This is a genomic window from Microbacterium sp. Root53 (genome assembly GCF_001426925.1).
In the GTDB taxonomy this organism is placed as follows: Bacteria; Actinomycetota; Actinomycetes; order Actinomycetales; family Microbacteriaceae; genus Microbacterium.
In genome coordinates this window covers 1-23,572 of sequence record NZ_LMFR01000012.1, presented here as the reverse complement: position 1 = coordinate 23,572, position 23,572 = coordinate 1, and the positions used below count along the sequence as shown (strand labels likewise).

General features: G+C 71.3%; 21 protein-coding genes. 13 read left to right on the top strand and 8 right to left on the bottom strand.

The annotated features are described in order from the left end of the window. Positions 1-4: 4 nt before the first annotated feature. Both lpdA and ASD19_RS04990 read right to left on the bottom strand, forming a co-directional pair. Positions 5-1,378: a dihydrolipoyl dehydrogenase gene (lpdA, locus tag ASD19_RS04995; protein WP_156377115.1), complete on the bottom strand. Its 1,374-nt coding sequence runs from the start codon at positions 1,376-1,378 to the stop codon at positions 5-7. Next, entirely contained in the window at positions 1,375-2,868 is a 1,494-nt protein-coding gene (locus tag ASD19_RS04990; RefSeq protein WP_055989268.1) for a leucyl aminopeptidase, read from the bottom strand. The genes lpdA and ASD19_RS04990 overlap by 4 nt, the downstream gene beginning before the upstream one ends. Before the next feature lie 112 nt (positions 2,869-2,980). Between ASD19_RS04990 and ASD19_RS04985 the strand changes: the two genes are divergently transcribed. The 3 genes from ASD19_RS04985 to ASD19_RS04975 all read left to right on the top strand — a co-directional run bounded on the left by ASD19_RS04985 (position 2,981) and on the right by ASD19_RS04975 (position 6,207). Next, positions 2,981-3,919 (top strand): proteasome assembly chaperone family protein, encoded by a 939-nt coding sequence (locus ASD19_RS04985; protein WP_055989265.1) that lies wholly within the window; start codon positions 2,981-2,983, stop codon positions 3,917-3,919. A 219-nt stretch (positions 3,920-4,138) separates the two neighbouring features. Beyond that, on the top strand, positions 4,139-5,515 hold the full coding sequence (locus ASD19_RS04980) for an RNA polymerase sigma factor (protein WP_055989262.1): 1,377 nt from the start codon (positions 4,139-4,141) through the stop codon (positions 5,513-5,515). Then, on the top strand, positions 5,512-6,207 hold the full coding sequence (locus ASD19_RS04975; RefSeq protein WP_055989259.1) for a coenzyme F420-0:L-glutamate ligase: 696 nt from the start codon (positions 5,512-5,514) through the stop codon (positions 6,205-6,207). The genes ASD19_RS04980 and ASD19_RS04975 overlap by 4 nt, the downstream gene beginning before the upstream one ends. A 152-nt stretch (positions 6,208-6,359) precedes the next feature. On the opposite strand, the gene ASD19_RS04970 is transcribed toward ASD19_RS04975, so the two are convergent. Beyond that, positions 6,360-7,382: a sugar-transfer associated ATP-grasp domain-containing protein gene (locus tag ASD19_RS04970; RefSeq protein ID WP_055989256.1), complete on the bottom strand. Its 1,023-nt coding sequence runs from the start codon at positions 7,380-7,382 to the stop codon at positions 6,360-6,362. A gap of 44 nt (positions 7,383-7,426) precedes the next feature. On the opposite strand from ASD19_RS04970, the gene ASD19_RS04965 reads away from it, so the two are divergent. Both ASD19_RS04965 and ASD19_RS04960 read left to right on the top strand, forming a co-directional pair. Beyond that, positions 7,427-8,170, top strand: a complete 744-nt coding sequence (locus ASD19_RS04965; RefSeq protein WP_235562974.1) for an alanine racemase — start codon at positions 7,427-7,429, stop codon at positions 8,168-8,170. Continuing rightward, positions 8,170-9,201 (top strand): alanine racemase, encoded by a 1,032-nt coding sequence (locus ASD19_RS04960; RefSeq protein WP_055989250.1) that lies wholly within the window; start codon positions 8,170-8,172, stop codon positions 9,199-9,201. The genes ASD19_RS04965 and ASD19_RS04960 overlap by 1 nt, the downstream gene beginning before the upstream one ends. 69 nt (positions 9,202-9,270) lie before the next feature. On the opposite strand, the gene ASD19_RS04955 is transcribed toward ASD19_RS04960, so the two are convergent. Next, the gene (locus ASD19_RS04955; RefSeq protein WP_055989247.1) at positions 9,271-9,483 is read right to left on the bottom strand and encodes a DUF7455 domain-containing protein; all 213 of its coding nucleotides are present in this window, start codon (positions 9,481-9,483) and stop codon (positions 9,271-9,273) included. Between the two features lie 208 nt (positions 9,484-9,691). Between ASD19_RS04955 and ASD19_RS04950 the strand changes: the two genes are divergently transcribed. Then, on the top strand, positions 9,692-11,770 hold the full coding sequence (locus tag ASD19_RS04950; protein WP_082542994.1) for a DNA gyrase/topoisomerase IV subunit B: 2,079 nt from the start codon (positions 9,692-9,694) through the stop codon (positions 11,768-11,770). 160 nt (positions 11,771-11,930) lie between these two features. On the opposite strand, the gene ASD19_RS04945 is transcribed toward ASD19_RS04950, so the two are convergent. Next, positions 11,931-14,396, bottom strand: a complete 2,466-nt coding sequence (locus ASD19_RS04945) for a DNA gyrase/topoisomerase IV subunit A (protein ID WP_055989244.1) — start codon at positions 14,394-14,396, stop codon at positions 11,931-11,933. Between the two features lie 105 nt (positions 14,397-14,501). On the opposite strand from ASD19_RS04945, the gene ASD19_RS04940 reads away from it, so the two are divergent. Continuing rightward, a complete protein-coding gene (locus ASD19_RS04940; protein WP_055989241.1) occupies positions 14,502-15,626 on the top strand; it encodes an alkaline phosphatase family protein in 1,125 nt (374 codons plus the stop codon). Positions 15,627-15,650: 24 nt separating this feature from the next. On the opposite strand, the gene sepH is transcribed toward ASD19_RS04940, so the two are convergent. Continuing rightward, a complete protein-coding gene (gene sepH, locus ASD19_RS04935) occupies positions 15,651-16,706 on the bottom strand; it encodes a septation protein SepH (RefSeq protein WP_055989238.1) in 1,056 nt (351 codons plus the stop codon). A gap of 220 nt (positions 16,707-16,926) precedes the next feature. Here sepH and ASD19_RS04930 point away from each other — a divergent pair, with 220 nt between their 5' ends. Continuing rightward, on the top strand, positions 16,927-17,223 hold the full coding sequence (locus tag ASD19_RS04930; RefSeq protein WP_055989234.1) for a DUF4193 domain-containing protein: 297 nt from the start codon (positions 16,927-16,929) through the stop codon (positions 17,221-17,223). Here the strand turns inward: ASD19_RS04930 and ASD19_RS04925 are convergent. Next, complete coding sequence (locus ASD19_RS04925) at positions 17,198-17,701, bottom strand: DUF3093 domain-containing protein (protein ID WP_055989231.1); 504 nt, start codon at positions 17,699-17,701, stop codon at positions 17,198-17,200. The two genes, ASD19_RS04930 and ASD19_RS04925, sit on opposite strands and share 26 nt — an antisense overlap. A 12-nt stretch (positions 17,702-17,713) precedes the next feature. Here ASD19_RS04925 and dut point away from each other — a divergent pair, with 12 nt between their 5' ends. From dut to ASD19_RS14300, 5 genes are all read left to right on the top strand, one after another. Then, entirely contained in the window at positions 17,714-18,166 is a 453-nt protein-coding gene (dut, locus tag ASD19_RS04920; protein ID WP_200941069.1) for a dUTP diphosphatase, read from the top strand. After that, on the top strand, positions 18,163-18,750 hold the full coding sequence (locus tag ASD19_RS04915) for a DUF3710 domain-containing protein (RefSeq protein ID WP_055989225.1): 588 nt from the start codon (positions 18,163-18,165) through the stop codon (positions 18,748-18,750). Before dut ends, ASD19_RS04915 begins: the two co-directional genes overlap by 4 nt. Positions 18,751-18,759: 9 nt before the next feature. Continuing rightward, positions 18,760-19,488: a DUF3159 domain-containing protein gene (locus ASD19_RS04910; protein ID WP_055989223.1), complete on the top strand. Its 729-nt coding sequence runs from the start codon at positions 18,760-18,762 to the stop codon at positions 19,486-19,488. Positions 19,489-19,636: 148 nt separating this feature from the next. Further along, entirely contained in the window at positions 19,637-22,498 is a 2,862-nt protein-coding gene (locus tag ASD19_RS04905) for an aconitate hydratase (protein ID WP_055989221.1), read from the top strand. A 103-nt stretch (positions 22,499-22,601) separates the two neighbouring features. Beyond that, positions 22,602-22,739 (top strand): hypothetical protein, encoded by a 138-nt coding sequence (locus tag ASD19_RS14300; protein WP_156377114.1) that lies wholly within the window; start codon positions 22,602-22,604, stop codon positions 22,737-22,739. 198 nt (positions 22,740-22,937) lie between these two features. On the opposite strand, the gene ASD19_RS14295 is transcribed toward ASD19_RS14300, so the two are convergent. After that, positions 22,938-23,381: a hypothetical protein gene (locus ASD19_RS14295; protein ID WP_156377113.1), complete on the bottom strand. Its 444-nt coding sequence runs from the start codon at positions 23,379-23,381 to the stop codon at positions 22,938-22,940. Positions 23,382-23,572: the final 191 nt, after the last annotated feature.

Here is a 23,572-nt window from a genome sequence, read left to right as displayed (position 1 = left end):
CCGCTCAGATGGTGTGGAGCGGCTTTCCGGCGAGCGCCAGGAACGCCTCGCCCAGCGCCTCGCTCTGCGTCGGATGGGCGTGGATCAGCGGGGCGATGTCCTCGGGGTGGGCCTCCCACGCGACGGCGAGCTGGCCCTCGGTGATCAGCTCGCCCACGCGGTCGCCGATCAGGTGGACGCCCAGCACGGGGCCGTCGACGCGGCGCACGACCTTGACGAGGCCGCCCGTGCCGATGATCTCGCTCTTGCCGTTGCCCGCGAGGTTGTACTCGTACGAGGTCACGCCGGCCGCGCCGTGCGCGTCCACGGCCTGCGCCTCGGTGAGGCCGACGGAGGCGACCTCGGGGTGCGAGTACGTCACCTTGGGGATCTGCGTCTCCGGCACGGGCACGGGATCCAGGCCCGCGATCGCCTCGGCCACGAACACGCCCTGCTGGAAGCCCCGGTGCGCGAGCTGGAGGCCCGGGACGATGTCGCCCACGGCCCACACGCCCTCCGCGCCCGTGCGCAGGCGCTCGTCGACGACGACGAAGCCGCGGTCCAGGGCGACGCCCGCCTCCTCGAATCCGAGACCCGAGGTCGCGGGGCCGCGCCCGACCGCCACGAGCAGGTAGTCGGCCTCGAGGGCCGTGCCGTCCTCGAGCGTGACGGTGACGGACGCGTCGTCCTGCGCGACCGACGCGAATCGCACCCCGAGCCGCGCCTGGATGCCGCGCTTGCGGTAGGCGCGCTCGAGGCCCTTGCTGAGGGCCACGTCCTCGTTCGGCACGAGGTGCTCGAGCGCCTCGACGATCGTCACCTCGGCGCCGAACGAGCGCCACACGCTCGCGAACTCCACGCCGATCACGCCGCCGCCCAGGATCACGACGCGCGACGGCACCTCGTCGAGGGCGAGCGCGGTCTCGCTGGTCAGGATCCGGCCGCCGGGCTCCAGGCCGGGGAGCGTGCGGCTGTAGGAGCCGGTCGCGAGCACGATGTCCGCGGCCGTGTAGACGTCCTCGCCGACGCGGACGGCGCGGCCCGGCTCGAGCCGGCCCTCGCCGGCCACGACCGTGATGCCGCGACGGGAGACCAGGCCCTCGAGCCCCTTGAACTTCTTCGCGACGATCCCCTCGCGGTAGGCGCGCAGGCCCGCCGCGTCGACGCCGCCCAGCGAGGCCGTGATGCCGTATGCGGAGGCCTCGCGCACCGAGTCGGCGATCTCCGCGGCGTGCAGGAGCGCCTTGGTCGGGATGCAGCCGCGGTGCAGGCACGTGCCGCCGAGCCGGTCCTTCTCGATGAGCGCGACGCGCTTGCCCAGCTCCGCGGCGCGCAGCGCGGCGGCGTATCCGCCGCTGCCGCCGCCCAGGATGACGACGTCGAACTCGTGCGCCATCACTGGACCTCCCCGCCGGCCGCGACGAAGTCGATCAGCGCGCGCACCGTGGCGCCCGTGGGGCCCTTGTCCGTGAACCCGTAGGCGGCGGTCGAGCTCATCGCGGACCCCGCGATGTCGAGATGCACCCACGGGATGCGCGGGGCGTCGTCGGCGTCGCTCGTGCGGCCGATGAAGCGCTGCAGGAAGAGGCCGGCGAACAGCGAGCCGCCGTTGCGGTTGCCCATGTCGGCGTTGCGCATGTCCGCGATGCGGGAGTCGAGCTGCTCGGCGATGTGCTCCGGCAGCGGCAGCGGCCAGGCGAGCTCGCCGGTGCGGTCGGCCGAGCGCAGGAACGCGTCGACCGCGTCGCCGTGGCCCATCACGCCGGTGTGGCGCGTGCCCAGCGCCACCAGGATGGCCCCGGTCAGGGTCGCGACGTCGACGATCACGTCGGGATGCTCGCGGCTCGCCGCGACCAGGCCGTCGGCGAGCACCAGCCGGCCCTCGGCGTCGGTGTTCGTGACCTCGACCGTGGTCCCGTCGAGCATGGTGAGGACGTCGCCGGGGCGCGTCGCACGACCGGACGGCATGTTGTCGGCGATGCACATCCACGCCGTGACGCGCACGGGCAGGCGCAGCTGCGCGGCCGCCCGGATGACCGCCAGCACCTCGGCGGCGCCGGTCATGTCCTCGTTCATGCCGACCATCGATGCCGCCGGCTTCAGCGAGAGGCCTCCGGTGTCGAACGTGATGCCCTTGCCGACGAGCGCGATGTGGCGCTCGGCGTCCTCGGGGGCCCACTCGAGGCGCACCAGACGGGGCGGCCGCTCCGAGCCCTGGCCGACGCCCAGGATGCCGCCGAAGCCGCCCTCGGCCAGCGCCTGCTCGTCGTAGACCGTGACGTCGACGCCCAGCCCCTCGACCGCCGTGACGGCGGCCTCGGCGAGCTGTGCGGGGCTCTGCCGGTCCGCGGGCGTCGAGACGAGGTCCTTCACGAGCGCGACGGCCTCGGCGCCGGCGCGCACGGCCGCGAGCGCGGCGTCGTCCACGGGGCCGGGCACGTGGATCAGGAAGGAGGAAGCGCGGCGCCTGCGCGCGGACTTCTCGGCGCTCTCGCTCTTGTACCCCTCGAACCGGTACGCGCCGAGCGCGGCGCCCTCGGCCGCGGCGCGCCACGCGCCGTCGACGTCGGCGAGCACCGACACCGCGACGGTGTCGAAGCCCGTAAGCTGCCGTGCCCCGGCGCCGACGGCCTCGCGCACGGCGTTCGCGTCCGGCTCGGCGCCCAGCCCGACCACCGCGAGCGGGCGCGGCGACACGTCGGGCGCGTAGACCCGCGCGAACGCGTTCTTCGCGCCGGTGAACCCGATCGCCTCGAGCGCCGGGCGCAGCCCCGGGAAGCCCGCGGCGGGCTCGTCGCCCTCGCCGAACGAGGGGATCGCCAGGATCGCGGCCTCGGCGCCGCCGGCGGGGAACGGATCGGTGGTCAGCGCGAGAGCGGGAATCGGCATGTCGTCCATCCTAGGTACGCGCCGTCCGCGCGGGCGGAGCGGGCTCGCGCGCGCCGCGTACGCGCTCAGCGGAACCGGACCCGGGGTCCGTCGCGGCTCGTAGCATGGATGCATGCCCTCGACTGGTGACATCTACGAGCGGGTCGCGAACGCCCCGGTGGTGCCGGACGGCCTGCCGCTGGTCATCCTGATGACCGGCTTCACGGACGCCGGGGGAGCGGTCGCAGGGCTGATCGACTTCGCCCGCGACGAGCTGGATCCGCGGCCCGTCGTCGTTTTCTCGAACGACACCCTGCTGGACTACCGCGCGCGTCGTCCCATCGTCACCTTCGAGCAGGACCACCTGAGCGACTACCGGCCGCCGCGGCTGGAGCTCTCGCTGGTGCACAACGCGCTGGGTCAGCCGTTCCTGCTGCTGTCCGGGTACGAGCCGGACTTCGCGTGGGACGCGTTCGCGGAGGCCGCGCTGGACTTCGCCGACCTGTTCTCGGTCCGCTCCATGACCTGGGTCCATGCGATCGCGATGCCTGTTCCGCACACGCGCACGCTGGGCGTGACGGTGAGCGGCAACCGCGCCGACCTGATCGAGGCGCACTCCATCTGGCACCCGCGCACGCAGGTGCCCGCGACGGTGGGCCACCTGCTCGAGTACCGGTTCGTCGAGGCGGGCTTCGACACGGCGGGCTTCGTCCTGCTCGTGCCGCACTACCTCGCCGAGACCGACTACCCCGCCAGCACGATCGCCGCGCTCGACAAGGTCATGGCGGCGACCGGGCTCGTGTTCACGATGGACGACCTGTACGCCGAGAACCGCGAGTACCTGGGCAAGGTCGAGGAGCAGATCGCCGGGAACGACGAGCTGGGTCGCATGGTGCAGGGGCTCGAGGAGCGCTATGACGCCTACGCCGCGGGCCTCTCGGGCGGCGGGGTGCCGACCGGAGTCGGCGGCTTCCGCGAGGGCGAGCTCCCGAGCGCGGACGAGCTCGCGGCCGAGCTGGAGCGCTACCTGGCGACCCGCCAGACGGGCGACGAGGACAAGCGCGGCAGCTGACGCGCCGGCCGCGCCCGGGGAATACCGGAAGACGTGACGTCGTTCTCATCCGGTGACGCACCACGCGTCGTCCGGCGCGCCGCTCGACCTATGAGACAATGGATGTCCGACCCGTTGTCGAGGGGGCGCGTGAGACGGCGCCGGACTTGACAAGGGTCTTACTAGTGCCCGAACACACCCGGGGGCGCGGCGCGCGGCGCCGCCGGTGAAAGGCGAAACGTGACTACTGCCACGAAGACTCCGCGGAGCACCGCGAAGAACAACGACACCGCCGAGGTGGACGAGGCCGCAGAGGCCGCCGCCCCGAAGAGCGCGGCCGCGAAGAAGCCCGCCGCGAAGACGTCGGCGCGCAAGACCGCCGCCGCGAAGGCGGAGGGCGAGGCTGCCGAGAAGCCCGCCCGCAAGGCGCCGGCGCGCAAGACCGCCGCGAAGGCCGCTCCCAAGAAGGCCGCCGCCAAGAAGAAGTCGGACGAGCCCGAGGACGACGAGGCCGTCGAGATCGAGGACGTCGCGATCGACGACGTCGCCGACGACGAGGCCGGCAAGGACGAGTCCGCCGAGACGTCCGACGACGACGACGCGCCCAAGAAGGTGGTGACCGAGCCGCTGCCCACGGGTGCGATCGTCATCACGTCGAGCGACGAGGACGAGGTCCCCGTCTACTCGACGCAGATCACCGGCGCGACCGCCGACCCGGTCAAGGACTACCTGAAGCAGATCGGCAAGGTCCCGCTGCTGAACGCGGCGGAGGAGGTCGACCTCGCCATGCGCATCGAGGCGGGCCTGTTCGCCGAGGAGAAGCTCTCCAAGATGTCGGCGGCCGAGAAGTCGAGCCAGCTGGGCCTGGACCTGCAGTGGGTGGCCCGCGACGGCCAGCGCGCCAAGTCGCACCTGCTGGGCGCGAACCTCCGCCTGGTCGTCTCGCTCGCCAAGCGCTACACGGGCCGCGGCATGCAGTTCCTGGACCTGATCCAGGAGGGCAACCTCGGTCTGATCCGCGCGGTCGAGAAGTTCGACTACACCAAGGGCTTCAAGTTCTCGACGTACGCCACCTGGTGGATCCGGCAGGCGATCACGCGCGCCATGGCCGACCAGGCGCGCACGATCCGCATCCCGGTGCACATGGTCGAGGTCATCAACAAGCTCGCCCGCGTGCAGCGCCAGATGCTACAGGACCTGGGTCGCGAGCCCACACCCGAGGAGCTCTCGAAGGAGCTCGACATGACCCCCGAGAAGGTCATCGAGGTGCAGAAGTACGGCCGCGAGCCGATCTCGCTGCACACGCCCCTGGGTGAGGACGGCGACAGCGAGTTCGGCGACCTGATCGAGGACACCGAGGCGGTCGTGCCGGCCGACGCGGTGGGCTTCACGATGCTGCAGCGCCAGCTCGAGAGCCTGCTGGACTCGCTGTCGGAGCGCGAGGCGGGCGTCATCCGCATGCGCTTCGGCCTCGGCGACGGCCAGCCGAAGACGCTCGACCAGATCGGCGACACGTTCGGCGTGACGCGCGAGCGCATCCGCCAGATCGAGTCGAAGACCATGGCGAAGCTGCGTCACCCGAGCCGCTCGCAGTCGCTCCGGGACTACCTCGAGTGAGCGCCGCGAACGAGGGCAAGGCCCTCGAGGTCGAGATCGACGGCGACCGCGTGCAGCGCATCCCGCTGCGCACGCGCGTGGTCATGCCCGAGGACGACCTCGACGAGATCATCACCACGTACGCCAAGGACGCGGTGCAGCCGGGCGACCTGCTGTTCGTCACCGAGAAGATCGTGGCGATCACGCAGGGCCGCTCGTACCTGCTGTCGGACATCAAGGTCCGTCCGCTGGCCCGCTTCCTCTCCCGGTACGTCGTCAAGACGCCGTACGGCATCGGCCTCGGCATGCCCGAGACGATGGAGATGGCGCTGCGGGAGTGCGGCACGCCGCGCATCCTGTTCGCGGCCGCGGTCGCGGCGGTGACGAAGGCGTTCGGGCGGAAGGGCGACTTCTACCGGATCGCCGGCGACAGGGCGCGCGCGATCGACGGCCCCACGAGCGGCACCATCCCGCCGTACAACCAGGCCGTCGTGCTCGGTCCCGAGCGGCCCCGCGAGGTCGCGACGCACCTCAAGGCGCTGCTCGGCGGCGACCTGGACGTCGCGGTGGTCGACATCAACGACATCGGCGGGAACATCCTGGGGTCGACCCTGGACAAGGCCGGCGAGAAGCGCCTCGTGCGCATCCTCGGCGACAACCCGCTGGGTCAGGGCCACCAGTCCACGCCGCTCGGCATCGTCCGGCCCGCCTGACCCGCCCGACACGAACAAGGCCCCTCCTCGCGGAGGGGCCTTGTTCGTATGGGAGTGGGCCGTTTCGTCTCCGCTGCGCTCCGCTCAACGACCGGTCGTTGAGCGGAGGCGACGAAGGAGCCGGAGTCGAAACGGGCCGAATCCTGCCCGCGTCAAAACCCGATGGCCTTGCGGTAGCGGGGCTTGTGACCGGTGCGGATGCCCGTGACGCTGGGCTTGTTCTCGTACACGCCGGCGCCCCAGTTGCCCTCGACGAGGACCGGGCCGTCGGGGGAGACCACGACGTCCCAGCCCACGTACTGCACCTCGGGCACCACGCGGGCGACCTGGTCGATGAACGCGCGCACCTCGTCCATCATCGGCAGGCGGAAATCGGCGATCGGGAAGCCCGTGTCGGGGTGCTTCTCGTGCACGTGGCCGTGCGAGTCGTAGCCGTGCCCGAACGCGCGCCCGTCGTCGTGCAGCATCGTGTAGAAGCCGCCGTACGACATCTGGTCGCTCACGGCGCCTCGTCCGAACTTCTGCGCGATCGCGAGGATGTGCACATCCGTGCCGTCGAAGAACGCCGTCACGCGCGTCGTGTTCACGGTGCCGGGGCACACGGCCGCGAGGTCGGCGTGCTGCTCGATGACCTGCTCCAGGAGCACCTCGTCGCGCTCGATGAGACCGCGGTGGAACGCGTCCCAGTCGGACACGTCCGCCGCGTGATAGCGGCGCACGCCCAGGCCCATGTGGCTGACCGGCACCTTCGCGATGATCGTGCCGTGCTTCTGAGCGAACTCGCGCACGGCGTCGGCGCCGCCGGGCTCGACGATCATCCAGTCGCGCTTGAGGAAATCGGCGAAGACCTTGTTGAACTCGATCTTGTTCTCGAACAGCACCCGCTTGTCGCGGCGTGCGAAGCGTGCCGCGAGCTGCATCGAGACCGGGTGCGTCATGTAGGTCGCGCGCTCCTGCTTCGTGAGCATCGCGAAGTCGTAGTCGACGTAGTCCTGGAACGCGACGTCGTGTCGCGCGGCGGACCAGAGCATGTCGGCGAACACCTTCGGCGTCCAGGTGCCGTGCTGCTCGTGCACCTCCTTGGCGCGCTCCGCGACCGACTTGAGGTCGATGCGGCGGGCGCGCTCCGCGAGGTAGCGGAACTTGCCGGCGAGGCCGAGGCGGTTGTCAGTCATGCACACTCCGAAGGGGGTCGACGGGACCTGGTTAGTCTAGATGGGTGACCTGGCCGAACCCCCGGCGCCCCCTGTCGCAGGACGTGGCGCACCCGGATGCAGCGGCCGCCCCGTCGCCCCTCCGCAGCGCTCCGCTCGCGCGCGTCTCCCGCGCCGCTCTGCGGGCCAACGCGGCTCGGATGCGCGCCGCCGGCGGCGATCCCGTCGCGGATCTGCGGCGCGACGCGTGGGGCCACGGCGTCGAGACGGTCGGGCGCGCCGTCTGCGAGGCGGGCATCGTCTCGGTCGCCGTCGACGCGCGCGACATCCCGGTCGTCGAGGCCCTCGGCCTGCGCGCCGTGGACGTCGAGCCGGACCCGTCAGACGTGCTGTACGGCCTCCCGGGCACGGCCGGGGAGCCGGCGCTCGAGCTCGTCACGCCGGTCCTCTCGACCAAGCCGCTCCTCGCAGGGGAGGCCGTGTCGTACGGCTACACCCACCGCGCCACGGCGGACACCACGATCGCGCTGATTGCGGGCGGCTACGCCGAGGGCGTCGTGCGCGCGCTGGGCAACCGGGTCGGCGTGGAGCTCCGCGGGCGTCTCTGCCCGATCGTCGGCCGCGTGGCCATGGACGTGTGCGTGATCGACGTGGGCGACCTGGACGTGGCCCCCGGGGACGAGGCCGTGTATTTCGGGTCGGGAGCGGTGGCCGACGCCCTGTCGGCCTGGGCGGGCGCGACCGGGCTGACCCCGGCCGAGCTCGTGTGCGCGGTGGGGCTGCATGTCGAGCGCGAGGCGGTGTCCTGATGGAAGCCGAGCTGCGGATCTCCCGGTCGCGCCTCGCGGCGAACATCGCGGCCGTGCGCGCCCGGATCGCTCCCGCCGAGCTGCTCATGGTCGTCAAGGACGACGCGTACGCGCACGGCGTCGACGCGGTCGCGGCCGTCGCCGTGGAGGAGGGGGTGCGCTGGCTGGGCGCGATCGACCCGCGCAGCGCGCTGCGCGCGAAGGCGGTGGCAGGGGACCGGGCCCGCGTGTTCTGCTGGCTCACGCTGGGCGCCGACGAGGCGGCCGCGACGCTCGAGGCGGGCATCGAGCTCGGGGTGGGCGACGCGGGATACCTCGAGCGGATCGCGCGCGTCGCGCGGACCACCGCAGTCGTGCACCTCAAGATCGACACGGGCCTGCACCGCAACGGCGTCCGCCGCGAGGACTGGCCCGCGTTCACGGCGCGCGCCGCCGAGCTCGAGCGGGCCGGGCGCATCCGCGTGGCGGGCATCTGGAGCCACATCGCCGAGGCGAGCGACGAGGAGGACGACGTCGCCCGCGCCCTGTTCGACGCCGCGGTCGACACGGCCCGCGCCGCGGGCCTGGATCCCGAGGTCCGTCATCTCGCCGCGAGCGCGGCCGGCTGGGCGCGGCCCGAGTTCCGCTACGACCTCGTGCGCCTGGGCGCGTTCTGCTACGGCATCCGATCGGCCGACGGCCCCGAGATCCCGGGCATCGCGCCGGCCGCCACCCTGGTGGCGCGGGTCACCGCGGTGCGGGGCGGCGATGTCGAGATCGGCGTCGGCTCGCTCGACGGCCTGCCCTCGAGCCTGGGCGGCAGGGTCGACGTCGGCACGCCCGCCGGGCCGCGCGCGCTGATCTCGGTGGGGCTGACGACCAGCCGCGTGGCGGGCTGGCCGGACGCCGCGCCCGGCGACGACGTCGCGGTCTTCGGCCCGGGCGGCGCGGGGGAGTCGTCGCCCACCACGCTCGCCGAGGCGATCGGCACGGTGGGCGAGGAGCCGGTGCTGCGGGTCTCCCCGCTCATTCCCCGGGTCGTCACGCCCTGACCGCCGACGAAACGGACGAGCCCGCCGCCCTGAGGGCGACGGGCTCGTGAAGCCTGTGGGCTGTCGGGATCAGTCCGCCTCGGCGAGACGCGCGGTCTCGTCGTGCCACGAGGTCGCGACGGCGCGGAGCTTCTCCTCGTACTTGCGGCCGTGGTGCGCGCAGAACAGCAGCTCGCTGCCGTTGACCTCGGCGGCGATGTACGCCTGAGCGCCGCACGAGTCGCAACGGTCCATGGCCGTGAGGCGGTAGACAGCGGGGGCTTCGGGTGCGGTCGTCGTCATGTCTGCCTCCTCATTCGTTCGATCCATCCACGTGTGACGGGATTCGTCACATACAACCACGGGATCCTGACATTCCTGCCCGCGTCGCGGCATGTTTCGCTCACCGCGTACGCGAGCGCCGATGGCCGGGCATGACGGTGTCTCCGAGGCGCCATGGAAGGGAGTGTCACCCCGGCGTTCCGGGCCCGCGCGGATAGCATCGAAGATTGTGACCGCCGAGTACTCCGCCCATCATCTCCAGGTGCTGGAAGGCCTCGAGGCCGTCCGCAAGCGTCCGGGCATGTACATCGGCTCGAACGGCTCGCCGGGCCTCATGCACTGCCTGTGGGAGATCATCGACAACGCCGTCGACGAGGCCGTCGCCGGCAACGGATCGCGCATTGACGTCATCCTGCACGCAGACGGCAGCGTGGAGGTGCGCGACCGGGGGCGTGGCGTCCCCGTCGACGTCGAGCCCCGCACCGGCCTGTCCGGTGTGGAGGTCGTGTACACCAAGCTGCACGCGGGCGGGAAGTTCGGCGGCGGCTCGTACGCGGCATCCGGTGGCCTGCACGGCGTCGGCGCCTCGGTCGTCAACGCGCTCTCGGAGCGCCTCGACGTCGAGGTCGACCGGGGTGGCAAGACGTGGGCCATGTCGTTCCATCGCGGCGAGCCCGGCGTGTTCGCCGACAAGGGCGAGCCCCGCCCGGATGCACCGTTCACGCCGTTCGAGGAGCGCAGCGAGCTGCGTGTGGTCGGCAAGGTCGCCAAGGGCGTCACGGGCACGCGCGTGCGCTACTGGGCCGACCGGCAGATCTTCACGAAGGACGCCGCGTTCCAGCTCGATGAGCTCGTGACGCGCGCCCGCCAGACGGCGTTCCTGGTGCCGGGTCTCGAGATCGTCATCCGCGACGAGCGTGGCGAGGAGCCCAGCGAGACGGCCTACCGGTTCGACGGCGGCATCTCGGAGTTCGTGGAGTTTCTCGCCACCGACGCCCCCGTCACCGACACGTGGCGTCTGACCGGGTCCGGCACGTTCACCGAGACCGTGCCGATGCTCCAGCCCAACGGCCACATGGTCTCGACCGAGGTCGAGCGCGAGTGCCAGGTCGACATCGCCCTGCGGTGGGGCACCGGCTACGACACGACCATCCGGTCGTTCGTGAACATCATCTCCACGCCCAAGGGCGGCACGCACCAGCAGGGCTTCGAGCAGGAGCTGCTGAAGCAGCTGCGCGATCAGGTCGCCGCCAACGCCCGGCGCCTCAAGGTCGGCAACGACAAGCTCGAGAAGGACGATGTGCTCGCGGGCCTGAGCGCCGTCCTCACCGTCACGGTGCCCGAGCCGCAGTTCGAGGGTCAGACCAAGGAGGTGCTCGGCACGCCCGCGGTCCGCTCGATCGTCGCGAAGGTCGTGCGCGAGGAGCTCAAGGCCCGCTTCGCGTCGTCCAAGCGCGACGACAAGAACCAGACGTCGATGCTGCTCGACAAGGTGGTCGCCGAGATGAAGGCGCGCGTCTCGGCGCGCGCCCACAAGGAGACGCAGCGCCGCAAGAACGCGCTCGAGAGCTCGTCGCTGCCGACCAAGCTCGTCGACTGCCGCACGCAGGACGTCGCGCAGTCCGAGCTGTTCATCGTCGAGGGCGACTCGGCCCTCGGCACCGCGAAGCTGGCGCGCAACAGCGAGTACCAGGCGCTGCTGCCCATCCGCGGCAAGATCCTGAACGTGCAGAAGGCGTCGATCAGCGACATGCTCTCGAACGCCGAGTGCGCGTCGATCATCCAGGTCGTGGGCGCCGGCTCCGGCCGCACGTTCGACCTCGAGTCGGCGCGCTACGGCAAGGTCATCATGATGAGCGACGCCGACGTCGACGGCGCGCACATCCGGACCCTCCTGCTCACGCTCTTCTATCGCTACATGCGCCCGCTCGTGGAGGCCGGCCGCGTGTTCTCGGCGGTGCCCCCGCTGCATCGCATCATCGTGATCAACCCCGGCTCGAAGCCCAACGAGACGATCTACACGTACAGCGAGGCCGAGCTGCACCGCCTGCTGGACAAGCTGCGCAAGGCCGGCAAGCGCTGGCAGGAGCCCATCCAGCGCTACAAGGGCCTGGGTGAGATGGATGCCGACCAGCTGGCCGAGACCACCATGATGCGCGACGGCCGCCTGCTGCGCCGCGTGCGCCTTGAGGACGCCGAGGCCGCCGGACGCGTGTTCGAGATGCTCATGGGCAACGAGGTCGCGCCGCGTCGCGAGTTCATCATCGAGTCGGCCGACCGCCTGTCGCGCGAGGCCATCGACGCCTGAGCGGATGCGCGATCGCGCTCAGTCGTCGGATCCGTCGCTCACTCGTAGGAGACGTGGGGCTGGTGTGACGCACGATGAGTCATGACGCAGCACCCGTCCCAGGGGTCCGACCACTGAGCCGCTGATCCGGCGAGTGAGCCGCATCCATGCCGCTGCCGGGTCAGACGAGCGTGCGGCCGATCGAGCCGACGACGGCCTCGAGCGGCTGGCCGGACGCGTCGCGGCGCGACAGCGACTCGGGCAGCTTCCGCACGGCGCCGGACGGGTCGACGGCGCGCGCCGGATCCGGTCCGACCCACGCCAGCGTCAGCCGGTCCTCGCCCTTCAGGAACGCGTGCGCGCGCACGCCGCCCGTGGCGCGTCCCTTGGCCGGGAACTCCGAGAAGTCGGTGATCTTCGCGCGGCCCGCGTCCATGCCCGGGAGGGCCTCGGACGCGCCCGACACCGTGACGACGACGGTCTCGTCGCCCGCCGCGGCGCCGAAGAACACGACCTCCGCCTTCGCCGCGAGCTTGATGCCCGCCATGCCGCCCGCGGGGGCGCCCTGGGGTCGCACCGAGGACGCCGCGAACCTCAGCAGCTGGGCGTCCGATGTGACGAACACGAGCTCGTCGTCGTCGCCGGCCTTCGCCGCGCCGACCACCGAGTCGCCGGGCTTGAGGCCGATGATGTCGAGCTCGGGCTTGGCCGGGAGGGCGGAAGGCACGATGCGCTTGACGACGCCCTGCGCGGTGCCGAGCGCGACCGGCGTGTCGTCGCCGAGCGCGATCAGGGTCACGATGCGCTCGTTCCGGTCCGTCAGCCCGATGTAGTCGTGGAGCCTGGCGCCGACGCCCAGCTGCACGGAGTTGGCGGGGACCGACGGCAGATCGACGGGGGAGAAGCGCACCAGGCGCCCCTTCGACGTGACGGCCCCGACCTCGCCCCGGATGGTCGCGGGCACCGTGACCAGGATCGCGTCGTGCTTGCTCCGACGCGCGGGAGCCGACAGCACCTGACCCTCGGCCACCTCCACGCGCACCGCGCGCCCCGTGGTGGACAGCGCGATCAGCGTCGGGCCGTCGGCGATCTGCAGGTCGGGAGCGGCCTTGCCGGCGCCGCGCCGCGCCGCGGGCGCGGCGGGCCTGCCGTTCATGAGCAGCGTGCGGCGGGGCGTGGCGTGCTTGTCGGCGGTCGCCTCCAGCTCGCGCGCGACCTGCGCCCGCAGGAGCGCCTCGCTGCCGAGCAGCTCCTCCAGCTGGGCGATCTCGGCCAGCAGCGCGTCGCGCTCCTGCTCGAGCTCGATGCGCGAGAACTTCGTCAGGCGGCGCAGCCGCAGCTCGAGGATGTACTCGGCCTGCACCTCGTCCAGGTCGAACACCGTGCACAGACGCGTGCGGGCCTGCTCGGACGTGTCGGACGAGCGGATGACCTGGATGACCTCGTCGATGTCGAGGATCGCGATCAGGAGGCCTGAGACCAGGTGCAGCCGCTCGCGGCGCCGTGCGAGACGGAACCGGCTGCGCCGGGTCACGACCTGCAGGCGGTGGTCGATGTAGACGCGCAGCAGGTCCTTCAGGCCCAGCGTGCGCGGCTGGCCGTCGACCAGCGCCACGTTGTTGATGTTGAAGGAGTCCTCGAGCGGCGTGAGCCGGTACAGCAGCTCGAGCACAGCCTGCGGATCGAAGCCGGTCTTGACGCCGATCACGAGCTTCAGGCCGTTGTTGCGGTCCGTGAGGTCGGTGACGTCGCTGATGCCCTGCAGCTTCTTGGACTGCACGGCGTCCTTGAGCTTCTCGATCACGCGCTCGGGGCCGACCATGTAGGGCAGCTCCGTGACGACGATGCCGGTCTTGCGCGGCGCGATCTGCTCGATCGAGACCTTGCCGCGCAGCTTGAACGCGCCGCGGCCCGTCTCGTACGCGTCGCGGACCCCGTCGAGGCCCACGAGGATGCCGCCCGAGGGGAAGTCGGGTCCCGGCACGAACTCCATGAGCTCCTCGGTCGTGGCCTCCGGGTGCTCGAGCAGGTGGGTGGCGGCCGCGACGACCTCGCTGAGGTTGTGCGGGGCCATGTTGGTGGCCATGCCGACCGCGATGCCGCTCGCGCCGTTGACGAGCAGGTTGGGGTACGCGGCGGGCAGCACGGACGGCTGCTGGAACTGGCCGTCGTAGTTCGGCACGAAGTCCACGACGTCCTCGTCGAGGTCCTCCGTCAGCGACAGGGCCGGCGACGCGAGCCGGGCCTCCGTGTAGCGCGCCGCGGCCGGGCCGTCGTCGAGGGAGCCGAAGTTGCCGTGGCCGTCGACCAGCGGGACCCGCAGCGCGAAGTCCTGCGCGAGGCGCACGAGCGCATCGTAGATCGCGGTGTCGCCGTGGGGGTGGAGCTTTCCCATCACCTCGCCGACGACGCGCGCGCTCTTGACGTGGCCGCGGTCGGGGCGGAGCCCCATCTCGGCCATCTGGTACAGGATGCGCCGCTGCACCGGCTTGAGGCCGTCCCGGGCGTCGGGCAGGGCGCGCGAGTAGATGACCGAGTAGGCGTACTCGAGGTACGACCCCTGCATCTCCGCCTCGAGGTCGATGTCCTCGATGCGCTCCTCGACCGGGACGGCCGAGCTCGGGGATGCGGAGGACTTGCGGGCCATACTGCTCTCTCGACTGCTCTCTCGACGGAAGGCGGGGACTTCGGGTCCGGCGGCCCGTGTCCCTCAACAGGGGCGGGCGACGCGCGCTGTGCGAGACTTGCCCGGATGCCCCCCATCGTACCGACGGGCCCCGCCACCGCCCGGAGCCTCACCGGAGTTGCGCCGGAGATCCTCCTGTCGCTCTCCGGCGCGTCCGGGATTCTCGCTCCGGCGCGCTCGGCCGTCCTGTTCGTGATCGACGGCCTCGGGGCGCTGCAGCTGCGGGCGCACGCCGGGCACGCACGGCGCCTGGCGGCGGCGGGCGGGAAGAAGGACGTCGCCCGGTCGGTGTTCCCCTCGACCACGGCGGCCGCGCTGTCCTCGATCCTGACCGGCGCGGATCCGGGCCGGCACGGGCTGGTGGGGTATCGCGTCCTGGACCCCGCGCAGGGCCGGGTGATCAATCAGCTCAGCGGCTATGAGCGCGACGGCCTGGACCCGATGACGTGGCAGCGCCGCCCCACGGTGTTCGAGCGCGCGGTCGCCGAGGGGCGGCGCGCGTTCACCGTGGGCCTCGCCGAATACGCCCGCAGCGGGCTGACGGCGGCGATCCTGCGCGGCGCGGAGTACGTCGCCTCGGACGAGGTCCGCGCCCGGGTGCGCCTCGCATACGAGCTCGCGGCCGCCGAGCCCGGCGCGCTCGTCTACTGCTACCTGCCGGAGATCGACAAGGCGGGGCACCGACACGGGGTGGACTCCGCGGAGTGGATCGCCGCGCTCGAGGAGGTCGACGCCGCCTTCGCGGCGCCGGTGCCGCCCGGCGTCGGCGCGATCGTCACAGCCGACCACGGCATGATCGACGTGCCGCGCCACCGCCATGTGCTGCTGCAGGACGGCGACCCGCGCCTCGACGGCGTGGCCCATCTCGGCGGCGAGCCGCGCCTCCTGCACGTGTACCTCGAGCCGGGAGCGGACGCGGCGGCGGCCGCCGCGGTCTGGTCCGCCGAGTCGGGCCGCAGCGCGGACGTGGCGACGCGCGACGAGGCGATCTCGGCCGGGCTGTTCGGCACGGTCGACGACGAGGTCCGTGCCCGGATCGGGGACCTGCTGGTCGCGGCCCGCGGCGCGTGGGCCTTCTACGACGACCGCCTCGAGGACAAGCGCCCGCAGGGCATGATCGGCCAGCACGGCTCGATCTCGCCGGAGGAGGTCACCGTCCCGCTCCTGCGCCTGGGCGCCTACGCGGCCTGAACGGCCGCGGGCGGGCTCGACCCTCTAATCCTCGCTGCGGGCGCCGAAGACGATCTCGTCCCACGAAGGCATCGAGGCGCGGCCGCGGCGGCGGGGCGTCTCCTCGGGCTCGGCCGGCTGCTCGGGCTCCTGCGGCTCCTCGGCGGCGGGGAGGGTCTCGAACAGCGCGACGGGGCTGCCGCCGCCGCGCTCGGGGCCGGGGCGCTCACCGCTCCGCTCGAGGTGCGGGCTCTCGGGGTGCGTGGGGTCGAAGGCGTCGAACGACGGGGCGGGCTCGCGCTGGCCGCGGCGGCGGCGCAGCGCCTCCAGCAGGTCGGCGGTGTCGGGGTTCGGCGCCGCGGAGGTCGTGCCGCGCTTCGTCGCGAGCTCGCGCACGGCGGGAGCCGACTCGGCGTCGGGCTCCGGGAGGCGGCGGGGACCGAACGCCCCGGAGTCGAACCGCGCGTCCTCGCGCTCGGCGGGCTCGGCCGGCGCGACGGTGTCCAGCGCGCGCAGCCGGGGGATGAGCCCCTCGGGCATCGGCCCCTGGCGCGACAGCTGGGTGGCGTCGCTGTTCAGCGGCGAGAGCGCGCTGCGGCGCGGCTCGAAGGTCCAGCGCGCATCGTGGTCCACGTCGGACGCCGTGAACTCGAGCTTGACGATCCAGCCCGAGCTCTCCTTCCAGCTCGTCCACCGCTCGTTCACCGCGCCGAGCTCGGCGAGCTTCGCCCGGATCGCGACCCCGAAGGTGGGGTTCTCGTCGTGCTCGAGGTCCACGCCCATGAGCACGGGCACCGCGAGGGCCTGGTCCACGATGTGCTCGCGCTCGGCGATCACCGGGCCCTCGAAGCGGCGGATGTCCTCGACCCGCGCGCCCAGCAGCTGCGCGACGTCCTCGGCGGACATGCCGGAGCGGATGTGCGCCTGGATCTCGCGCGGGCTCGGCAGCGGGGGACGCGACTCGGCCGGCGACTGGTCGCGCTGCGCCTTGCGGATCTCGGAGCGCAGCACGTCGTCGATCGCGAGCGTGAAGCGCTGACCGGCCTCGGTGGCCAGGACGAGACGGCCGTCCTCGGTTCCGATGATGGTGAGCTGATCCATGCCCATGCTCCTCTGGCTTGCCTGGCGCCGCTGGCATTCACGACGTCGTCATGGTTTCACGGGCCCGCCGGAACAGCCGGGAATACCGTGGGCGTGCCGCGAGTTCCGTCGGGGAGTCCGCGCGCATTTGCCAAACCGGCGGAGGACGTGCAGACTATCGCCGCCCCGCCGCTCGGCGGGGCACGCACCGCAGCTGATGAAAGAAGCGTGACCCACTCACATGGCTACCGATTACGACGCCCCCCGCAAGACCGAGGACGACAGCAATGAGTCGATCGAGGCCCTGAAGGCGCGCGTGCCCGACAACCTGTCGGGGTCGGTGGATGTGGAGGACTCCGACAACCCGTCGAGCTTCGACCTGCCGGGCGCCGACCTGTCCAACGTGGAGCTCGACGTCGTCGTCCTCCCGCCGCAGGATGACGAGTTCACCTGCATGAACTGCTTCCTCGTGAAGCACCGCTCGCAGATCGACCACGAGGAGTCGGCCGGCCCTATCTGCCGCGACTGCGCAGCCTGAGCTGCTCGTGACGCACGGCCGCCGCGAGGCGGTCGGGCGTGCGCGACGACAGCGTCCACGACGTCACGGGATCGTCGGGATCCGAGTTCGGAAGGACCACGATCCCGGCGATCCCTCCGCGTATCAGGTGCCATCCGCGCGGGTCGAGTCCCGTGCCGCGCGCGGTGCGCGCGTCCTCATCCGTCAGCGTGACGGGATCGCCCAGCAGGGAGACGTCGATGTGGGCGCGTCCCGCGCGGAGCTCGCCGTCGCGCACCTCGATCACGGGCGAGAGCGCGATGAGCCCGGCGACGACGGCCACGCCGACCGCGAGGCCGATCGCGAGCGAGAGCGCCGCGTCGATCTGGACGAACACGAGGCTCGCCATCGGAGCGACGACGGCCGCGGATCCGAGGATCCACAGCGAGGGCGAGAGGCGCTCCCGATAGAGGGGAGCGGTCGAGGCGGGCTCCCTGACGGGCCGTTGTGTGTTCTGCATTACCCTCGTGGAGTGACCGAAACCGTGGACGTCCCCATCATCGCATCGGTGCCGCCGCTGTACGCCCACCCCGGAGACGCGGGCGCCGATCTGGTGGCGTCCGAGGCCGTCCGGCTGGAGCCGGGGGAGCGCGCCCTGGTCGGCACGGGCGTGCGCATCGCGCTGCCGGAGGGGTACGCGGCGTTCGTGGTCCCGCGCAGCGGCCTCGCGGCCAAGCACGGCATCACGATCGTCAACGCGCCCGGCACGATCGACGCGGGCTACCGCGGGGAGATCAAGGTCGCGCTGCTCAACACCGACCGGACCGAGGCCTACGACATCGAGATCGGCGATCGCATCGCCCAGCTCATCGTGATGCCGGTGCCGAGGGCCCGCTTCCTGCCGGTCGAGGAGCTGCCCGACAGCACGCGCGGCCACGGCGGCTTCGGCTCGACCGGCTACCAGTCCCAGGGAGGGAACCGATGAGCGACGAGCTCGAGATCAGCCGCAAGGCGGCGCCGGCGGACCGCGCGACCGCGGGCCCGCTGGACGAGAACGAGGCCAACCCGGTCCGCCCCTACATCGACCTGGGCGGCATCAAGGTGCTGCCGCGCGAGGGCCTCAACCTGCGCCTCGAGGTCGAGGAGCAGAGCAAGCGGATCGTCGCCGTGGGCCTCGACTACGCCGACTCCACGCTGCAGGTGCAGCCGTTCGCCGCGCCGCGCACGTCGGGCCTGTGGGACGAGACGCGTGCGCAGATCCGCGACCAGGTCCGCCAGCAGGGCGGCCGGGTCGAGGAGCGCGAGGGTCCCCTGGGCGCCGAGCTGCTGGCCGAGGTGCCGGTCGTGGCCGGCGAGGATCCGCAGATGCGCCTGGCGCGGTTCGTCGGCGTCGACGGCCCGCGCTGGTTCCTCCGCGGCGTGATCGGCGGGGCCGCGACCAGCGACCCGGCCGCCGCCGAGCAGGTCGAGGACCTGTTCCGCTCGATCGTGGTCGTCCGCGGCACGGCGCCCATGCCCCCGCGCGACCTGATCCCGCTCACGATGCCGTCGACTCCCGCGTCGGCCTGACGCGGCCGCATGACCACCCAGTCACCCGGTCCCGACGACGACCGGCCGGCCGACGAGCCGCGCGCGTCCGATCTCGTGGGCGCGGCGATCGGCGGCGCCGCGCGCCGTGCCGGGATCGACCCCGCCGCGGAGTCGACGACCGGGGGCGTCGTGTGGAAGGCGATGGGCGGCATCCGGGGCGTGCTCGAGTCCGTCCTGCCGAGCCTCGTCTTCGTCGTCGTCTACACGCTCGCGCCCGAGCCGCTCATCCTCTCCCTGGGGCTGTCGGTCGGAATGGCCGCGGTCTTCACTCTCGTCCGCCTCGCGCAGAAGTCGCCGCCGGCCGCGGCGCTGGGCGGTCTGATCGCGGCCGGCGCCGCGGCCGCGCTCGCGCTGTTCACCGGGCAGGGGCGCGACAACTTCGTGATCGGCCTCGTCACGAACGGGGTCTACGGCACCGCGTTCCTCGTCTCGGCGCTCGTCGGCTGGTCGCTGATCGGGCTCGCGGCGGGCTTCCTCATGAACGAGGGCACGTCGTGGCGCCGGGATGCGCGCAAGCGCCGCGTCTTCTTCTGGCTCGCGCTCGCCTGGGCCGCGCTGTTCTTCGCCCGGCTGGGGGTGCAGCTGCCGCTGTACCTGGCGAACGAGACCACGCTCCTCGGGACGCTCAAGCTCCTGATGGGGCTGCCGCTGTTCGCGCCGCTCGTCGCGGTGACGTGGCTCGCCGTGCGGGCTCTCTATCCCGCGCCGCGCGCGTGATAGATTTATCTTGATGTCAAGATAAATCTGCGCTCCTCGCGGGTCCGCCCGCGGCCCCGTCCGGGTTAGGCCCGCCTTGCTGGCCTGGTGCCCCGGATGCGGGCAGGATAAGGAGCGCAAGCGCGGTCGACCCAGGAGGAGACAGCCCGTGTCAACGGTGAACAGCTTCGGTGCCCAGAGCACCCTGACGGTCGGCAGCACCGACTACGAGATCTTCCGCATCGACGCGGTCGAGGGGTACGAGAAGCTGCCCTTCAGCCTCAAGGTGCTGCTCGAGAACCTGCTCCGCACCGAGGACGGCGCGAACATCACCAAGGAGCAGATCAGCGCGCTCGGCTCGTGGGACCCCTCGGCCGAGCCGAACACCGAGATCCAGTTCACGCCGGCCCGCGTGGTCATGCAGGACTTCACCGGCGTGCCCTGCATCGTCGACCTCGCGACCATGCGCGAGGCCGTCACCGCGCTCGGTGGCGACCCCGACCGGATCAACCCGCTCTCGCCGGCCGAGATGGTCATCGACCACTCGGTCATCGCCGACCTCTTCGGCACCGAGAACGCGCTCGAGCGCAACGTCGAGATCGAGTACGAGCGCAACGGCGAGCGCTACCAGTTCCTGCGCTGGGGCCAGACCGCGTTCCAGGACTTCAAGGTCGTGCCCCCGGGCACCGGCATCGTCCACCAGGTGAACATCGAGCACCTGGCCAAGGTCGTCTACGACCGCCAGGTGAACGGCGTGCTCCGCGCCTACCCCGACACGTGCGTCGGCACCGACTCGCACACGACCATGGTCAACGGCCTCGGCGTGCTCGGCTGGGGCGTCGGCGGCATCGAGGCCGAGGCCGCCATGCTCGGCCAGCCCGTGTCGATGCTCATCCCGCGGGTCGTCGGCTTCAAGCTCACCGGCGAGATCCCCGCCGGCGTGACCGCGACCGACGTCGTGCTCACGATCACCGACATGCTCCGCCAGCACGGCGTGGTCGGCAAGTTCGTCGAGTTCTACGGCGAGGGCGTCGCCTCGGTGCCGCTCGCGAACCGCGCCACGATCGGTAACATGAGCCCCGAGTTCGGCTCGACGGCCGCGATGTTCCCGATCGACGACGTCACGCTCGACTACCTGCGCCTGACCGGCCGCGACGAGCAGACCGTCGCGCTCGTCGAGGCGTACGCCAAGGAGCAGCACCTCTGGCACGACCCGGCCCGCGAGCTCGTCTTCAGTGAGTACATGGAGCTCGACCTGGCGACCGTGGTGCCGTCGATCGCCGGCCCGAAGCGCCCGCAGGACCGCATCCTGCTGTCGGAGTCGAAGCAGCAGTTCCAGAAGGACATCCTGAACTACGCCAACCACGCCGAGGAGGCGGTCGAGGTCGAGGGCACGTTCCCCGCCTCCGACCCCGGTGTCGCGCCCGGCGTGGAGCACGAGCACATCCAGCCGGACGGCGCGTCGTACCAGCACGAGCACGAGGAGTCGGTGGTCGTCGCGAGCGGCGAGCCGCACGCCGCGTCGAACCCCGTGCGCGTCACGACGCCCGAGGGCGACTCGTACCTGCTCGACAACGGCGCCGTGACGCTCGCGGCGATCACGTCGTGCACCAACACGTCGAACCCCTCGGTCATGATCGCGGCCGGCCTGCTGGCGCGCAACGCGCTCAGCAAGGGCCTCAAGCGCAAGCCCTGGGTCAAGACCACGCTCGGCCCCGGCTCCAAGGTCGTCACCGACTACTACGAGAAGTCGGGCCTCGACAAGGACCTCGAGGGCCTCGGCTTCTACACCGTCGGCTACGGCTGCACGATCTGCATCGGCAACTCGGGCCCCCTCATCGAGGAGGTCTCCGAGGCCATCAACGAGCACGACCTGGCCGTGACCGCGGTGCTCTCGGGCAACCGCAACTTCGAGGGCCGCATCAGCCCCGACGTGAAGATGAACTACCTCGCGTCGCCCCCGCTGGTCGTCGCCTACTCGCTGGCCGGCTCGATGAACTTCGACTTCGAGACCGACGCGCTCGGCAAGGACGCGGACGGCAACGACGTGTTCCTGAAGGACATCTGGCCCTCGCCCGACGAGGTCCAGCAGATCATCGACTCGTCGATCTCGCGCGAGCAGTTCATCAAGCAGTACGCCACCGTGTTCGACGGGGACGAGCGCTGGAAGAACCTGCCGACGCCGACCGGCCCGGTGTTCGAGTGGGACGAGAACTCGACCTACGTCCGCAAGGCGCCGTACTTCGACGGCATGACCATGGAGCTCACGCCGGTCGAGGACATCACCGGCGCGCGCGTCCTGGCCACGCTCGGCGACTCGGTCACGACCGACCACATCAGCCCCGCGGGCAACATCAAGGCGGGCACGCCGGCCGCGCAGTACCTGACCGAGCACGGCGTCGCGCAGCGCGACTTCAACTCGTACGGCTCGCGTCGCGGCAACCACGAGGTGATGATCCGCGGCACGTTCGCGAACATCCGCCTGAAGAACGCGCTCGTCAAGGCGGTCAACGACGGTCAGCAGATCGAGGGCGGCTACACGCGCGACTTCACGCAGCCCGAGGGCCCGCAGTCGTTCATCTACGACGCGTCGCAGAACTACCAGGCCCAGGGCACGCCGCTGGTCATCTTCGGCGGCAAGGAGTACGGCTCCGGCTCGTCGCGCGACTGGGCGGCCAAGGGCACGCGCCTGCTGGGCGTCAAGGCGGTCATCACCGAGAGCTTCGAGCGCATCCACCGCTCGAACCTCATCGGCATGGGCGTCGTGCCGCTCCAGTTCCCGGCCGGTGAGAGCTGGGAGTCGCTGGGTCTCGACGGCACCGAGATCGTGTCGATCCAGGGCCTCGAGCAGCTCAACGAGGGCGTCACCCCCAAGACGGTGCACGTCGTCGCCGAGCCGAGCGAGCACTCGCCCGAGGGCAAGCAGACGATCGAGTTCGACGCGATCGTCCGCATCGACACCCCCGGTGAGGCGGACTACTACCGCAACGGCGGCATCCTGCAATACGTGCTTCGTCAACTCGTGGCCTAACTAGCCTCGGCACTGTGCCCCGTCCCGGATTCCCTGGGGCGGGGCACGGTCCGTCTAGGGGGGGCGGGCGGTCGATGTCGGTGGCTGCCGCTACGGTGTCCGCATGAACCGTCTCGAGTCAGTGTCCCTGTTCCACTCAGGCCGTTCGCTGCTCGCGTCCTTCACCTTCAACCAGCTCACGATCCCGGAACGCGGGTCTCTCCTCATGCAGATCATGGCGACCGCAGGTAGCGGGTCGTGAACCGCGAAGCGAAGGACGAGCACCAGCAGGAGAACTGGACCGGGGATGTGCTCACCGTGAGCGAGTCGCAGGTCATCGCGTCGTTCCCCGCGAAACACCTCGAGCGTCTGGGCGAGAACCCCAGACTGACTGCGAGCCTCGCACATGAGCACGTTGACCTTCAGACGGACCTTCCGGTGACGCTGATCGACTGGCCGGCTACTCCAGCCGGTACCCGGCGTCAACGCAGTACTCAAGGATCTCGAGAGAACCACGCTTGTATGCATCGGTGCTGAACTGCAAAGCGCCGCCTCCCGCATCGACAACTTCCTGAACCTGATAGATCGGGTCAGTGAAGTCATCGACGATCTTCTCTGCGTCCGCGGGCGCAGCGCGCCTCAACCGCTCCGCCCAGTACCAATAGTCGAAGTGCATATCCTCCGAAAAGCCACCCTCCGAGATCTGAAGCACATAATCGGGGTAGTCCATCAGTTTCTCGCCGACGATCTCGCACAGGCCGAGAGCCGTGGCACTTGCGGTCGGGGTGGTAGACGGTTCAGCACTCCGGCTTGACGTTGGTTCTGGAGGGGGATCGTCCGCCGTTGCTGCGCAACCGGTTAGAGCGAATGAAGTGCACAGGGCGACAATAAGGACGCGTTTCATGCCGCTCACACTATAACGCAGGCAGGTGAAATTCCCGCCCAAATGCGAATGGGGCGCGCACCAAGACCCAATCGGTCTCGAGTGCCCGCCGGGTCTGCTGAACGAAGTGGTGACAGTTTCGGTTAGGCCGCGAGGGCCAGGTTCTGGTTCATGATGGTCTCGAACTCGATCGGCGTCAAACGGCCCAGACG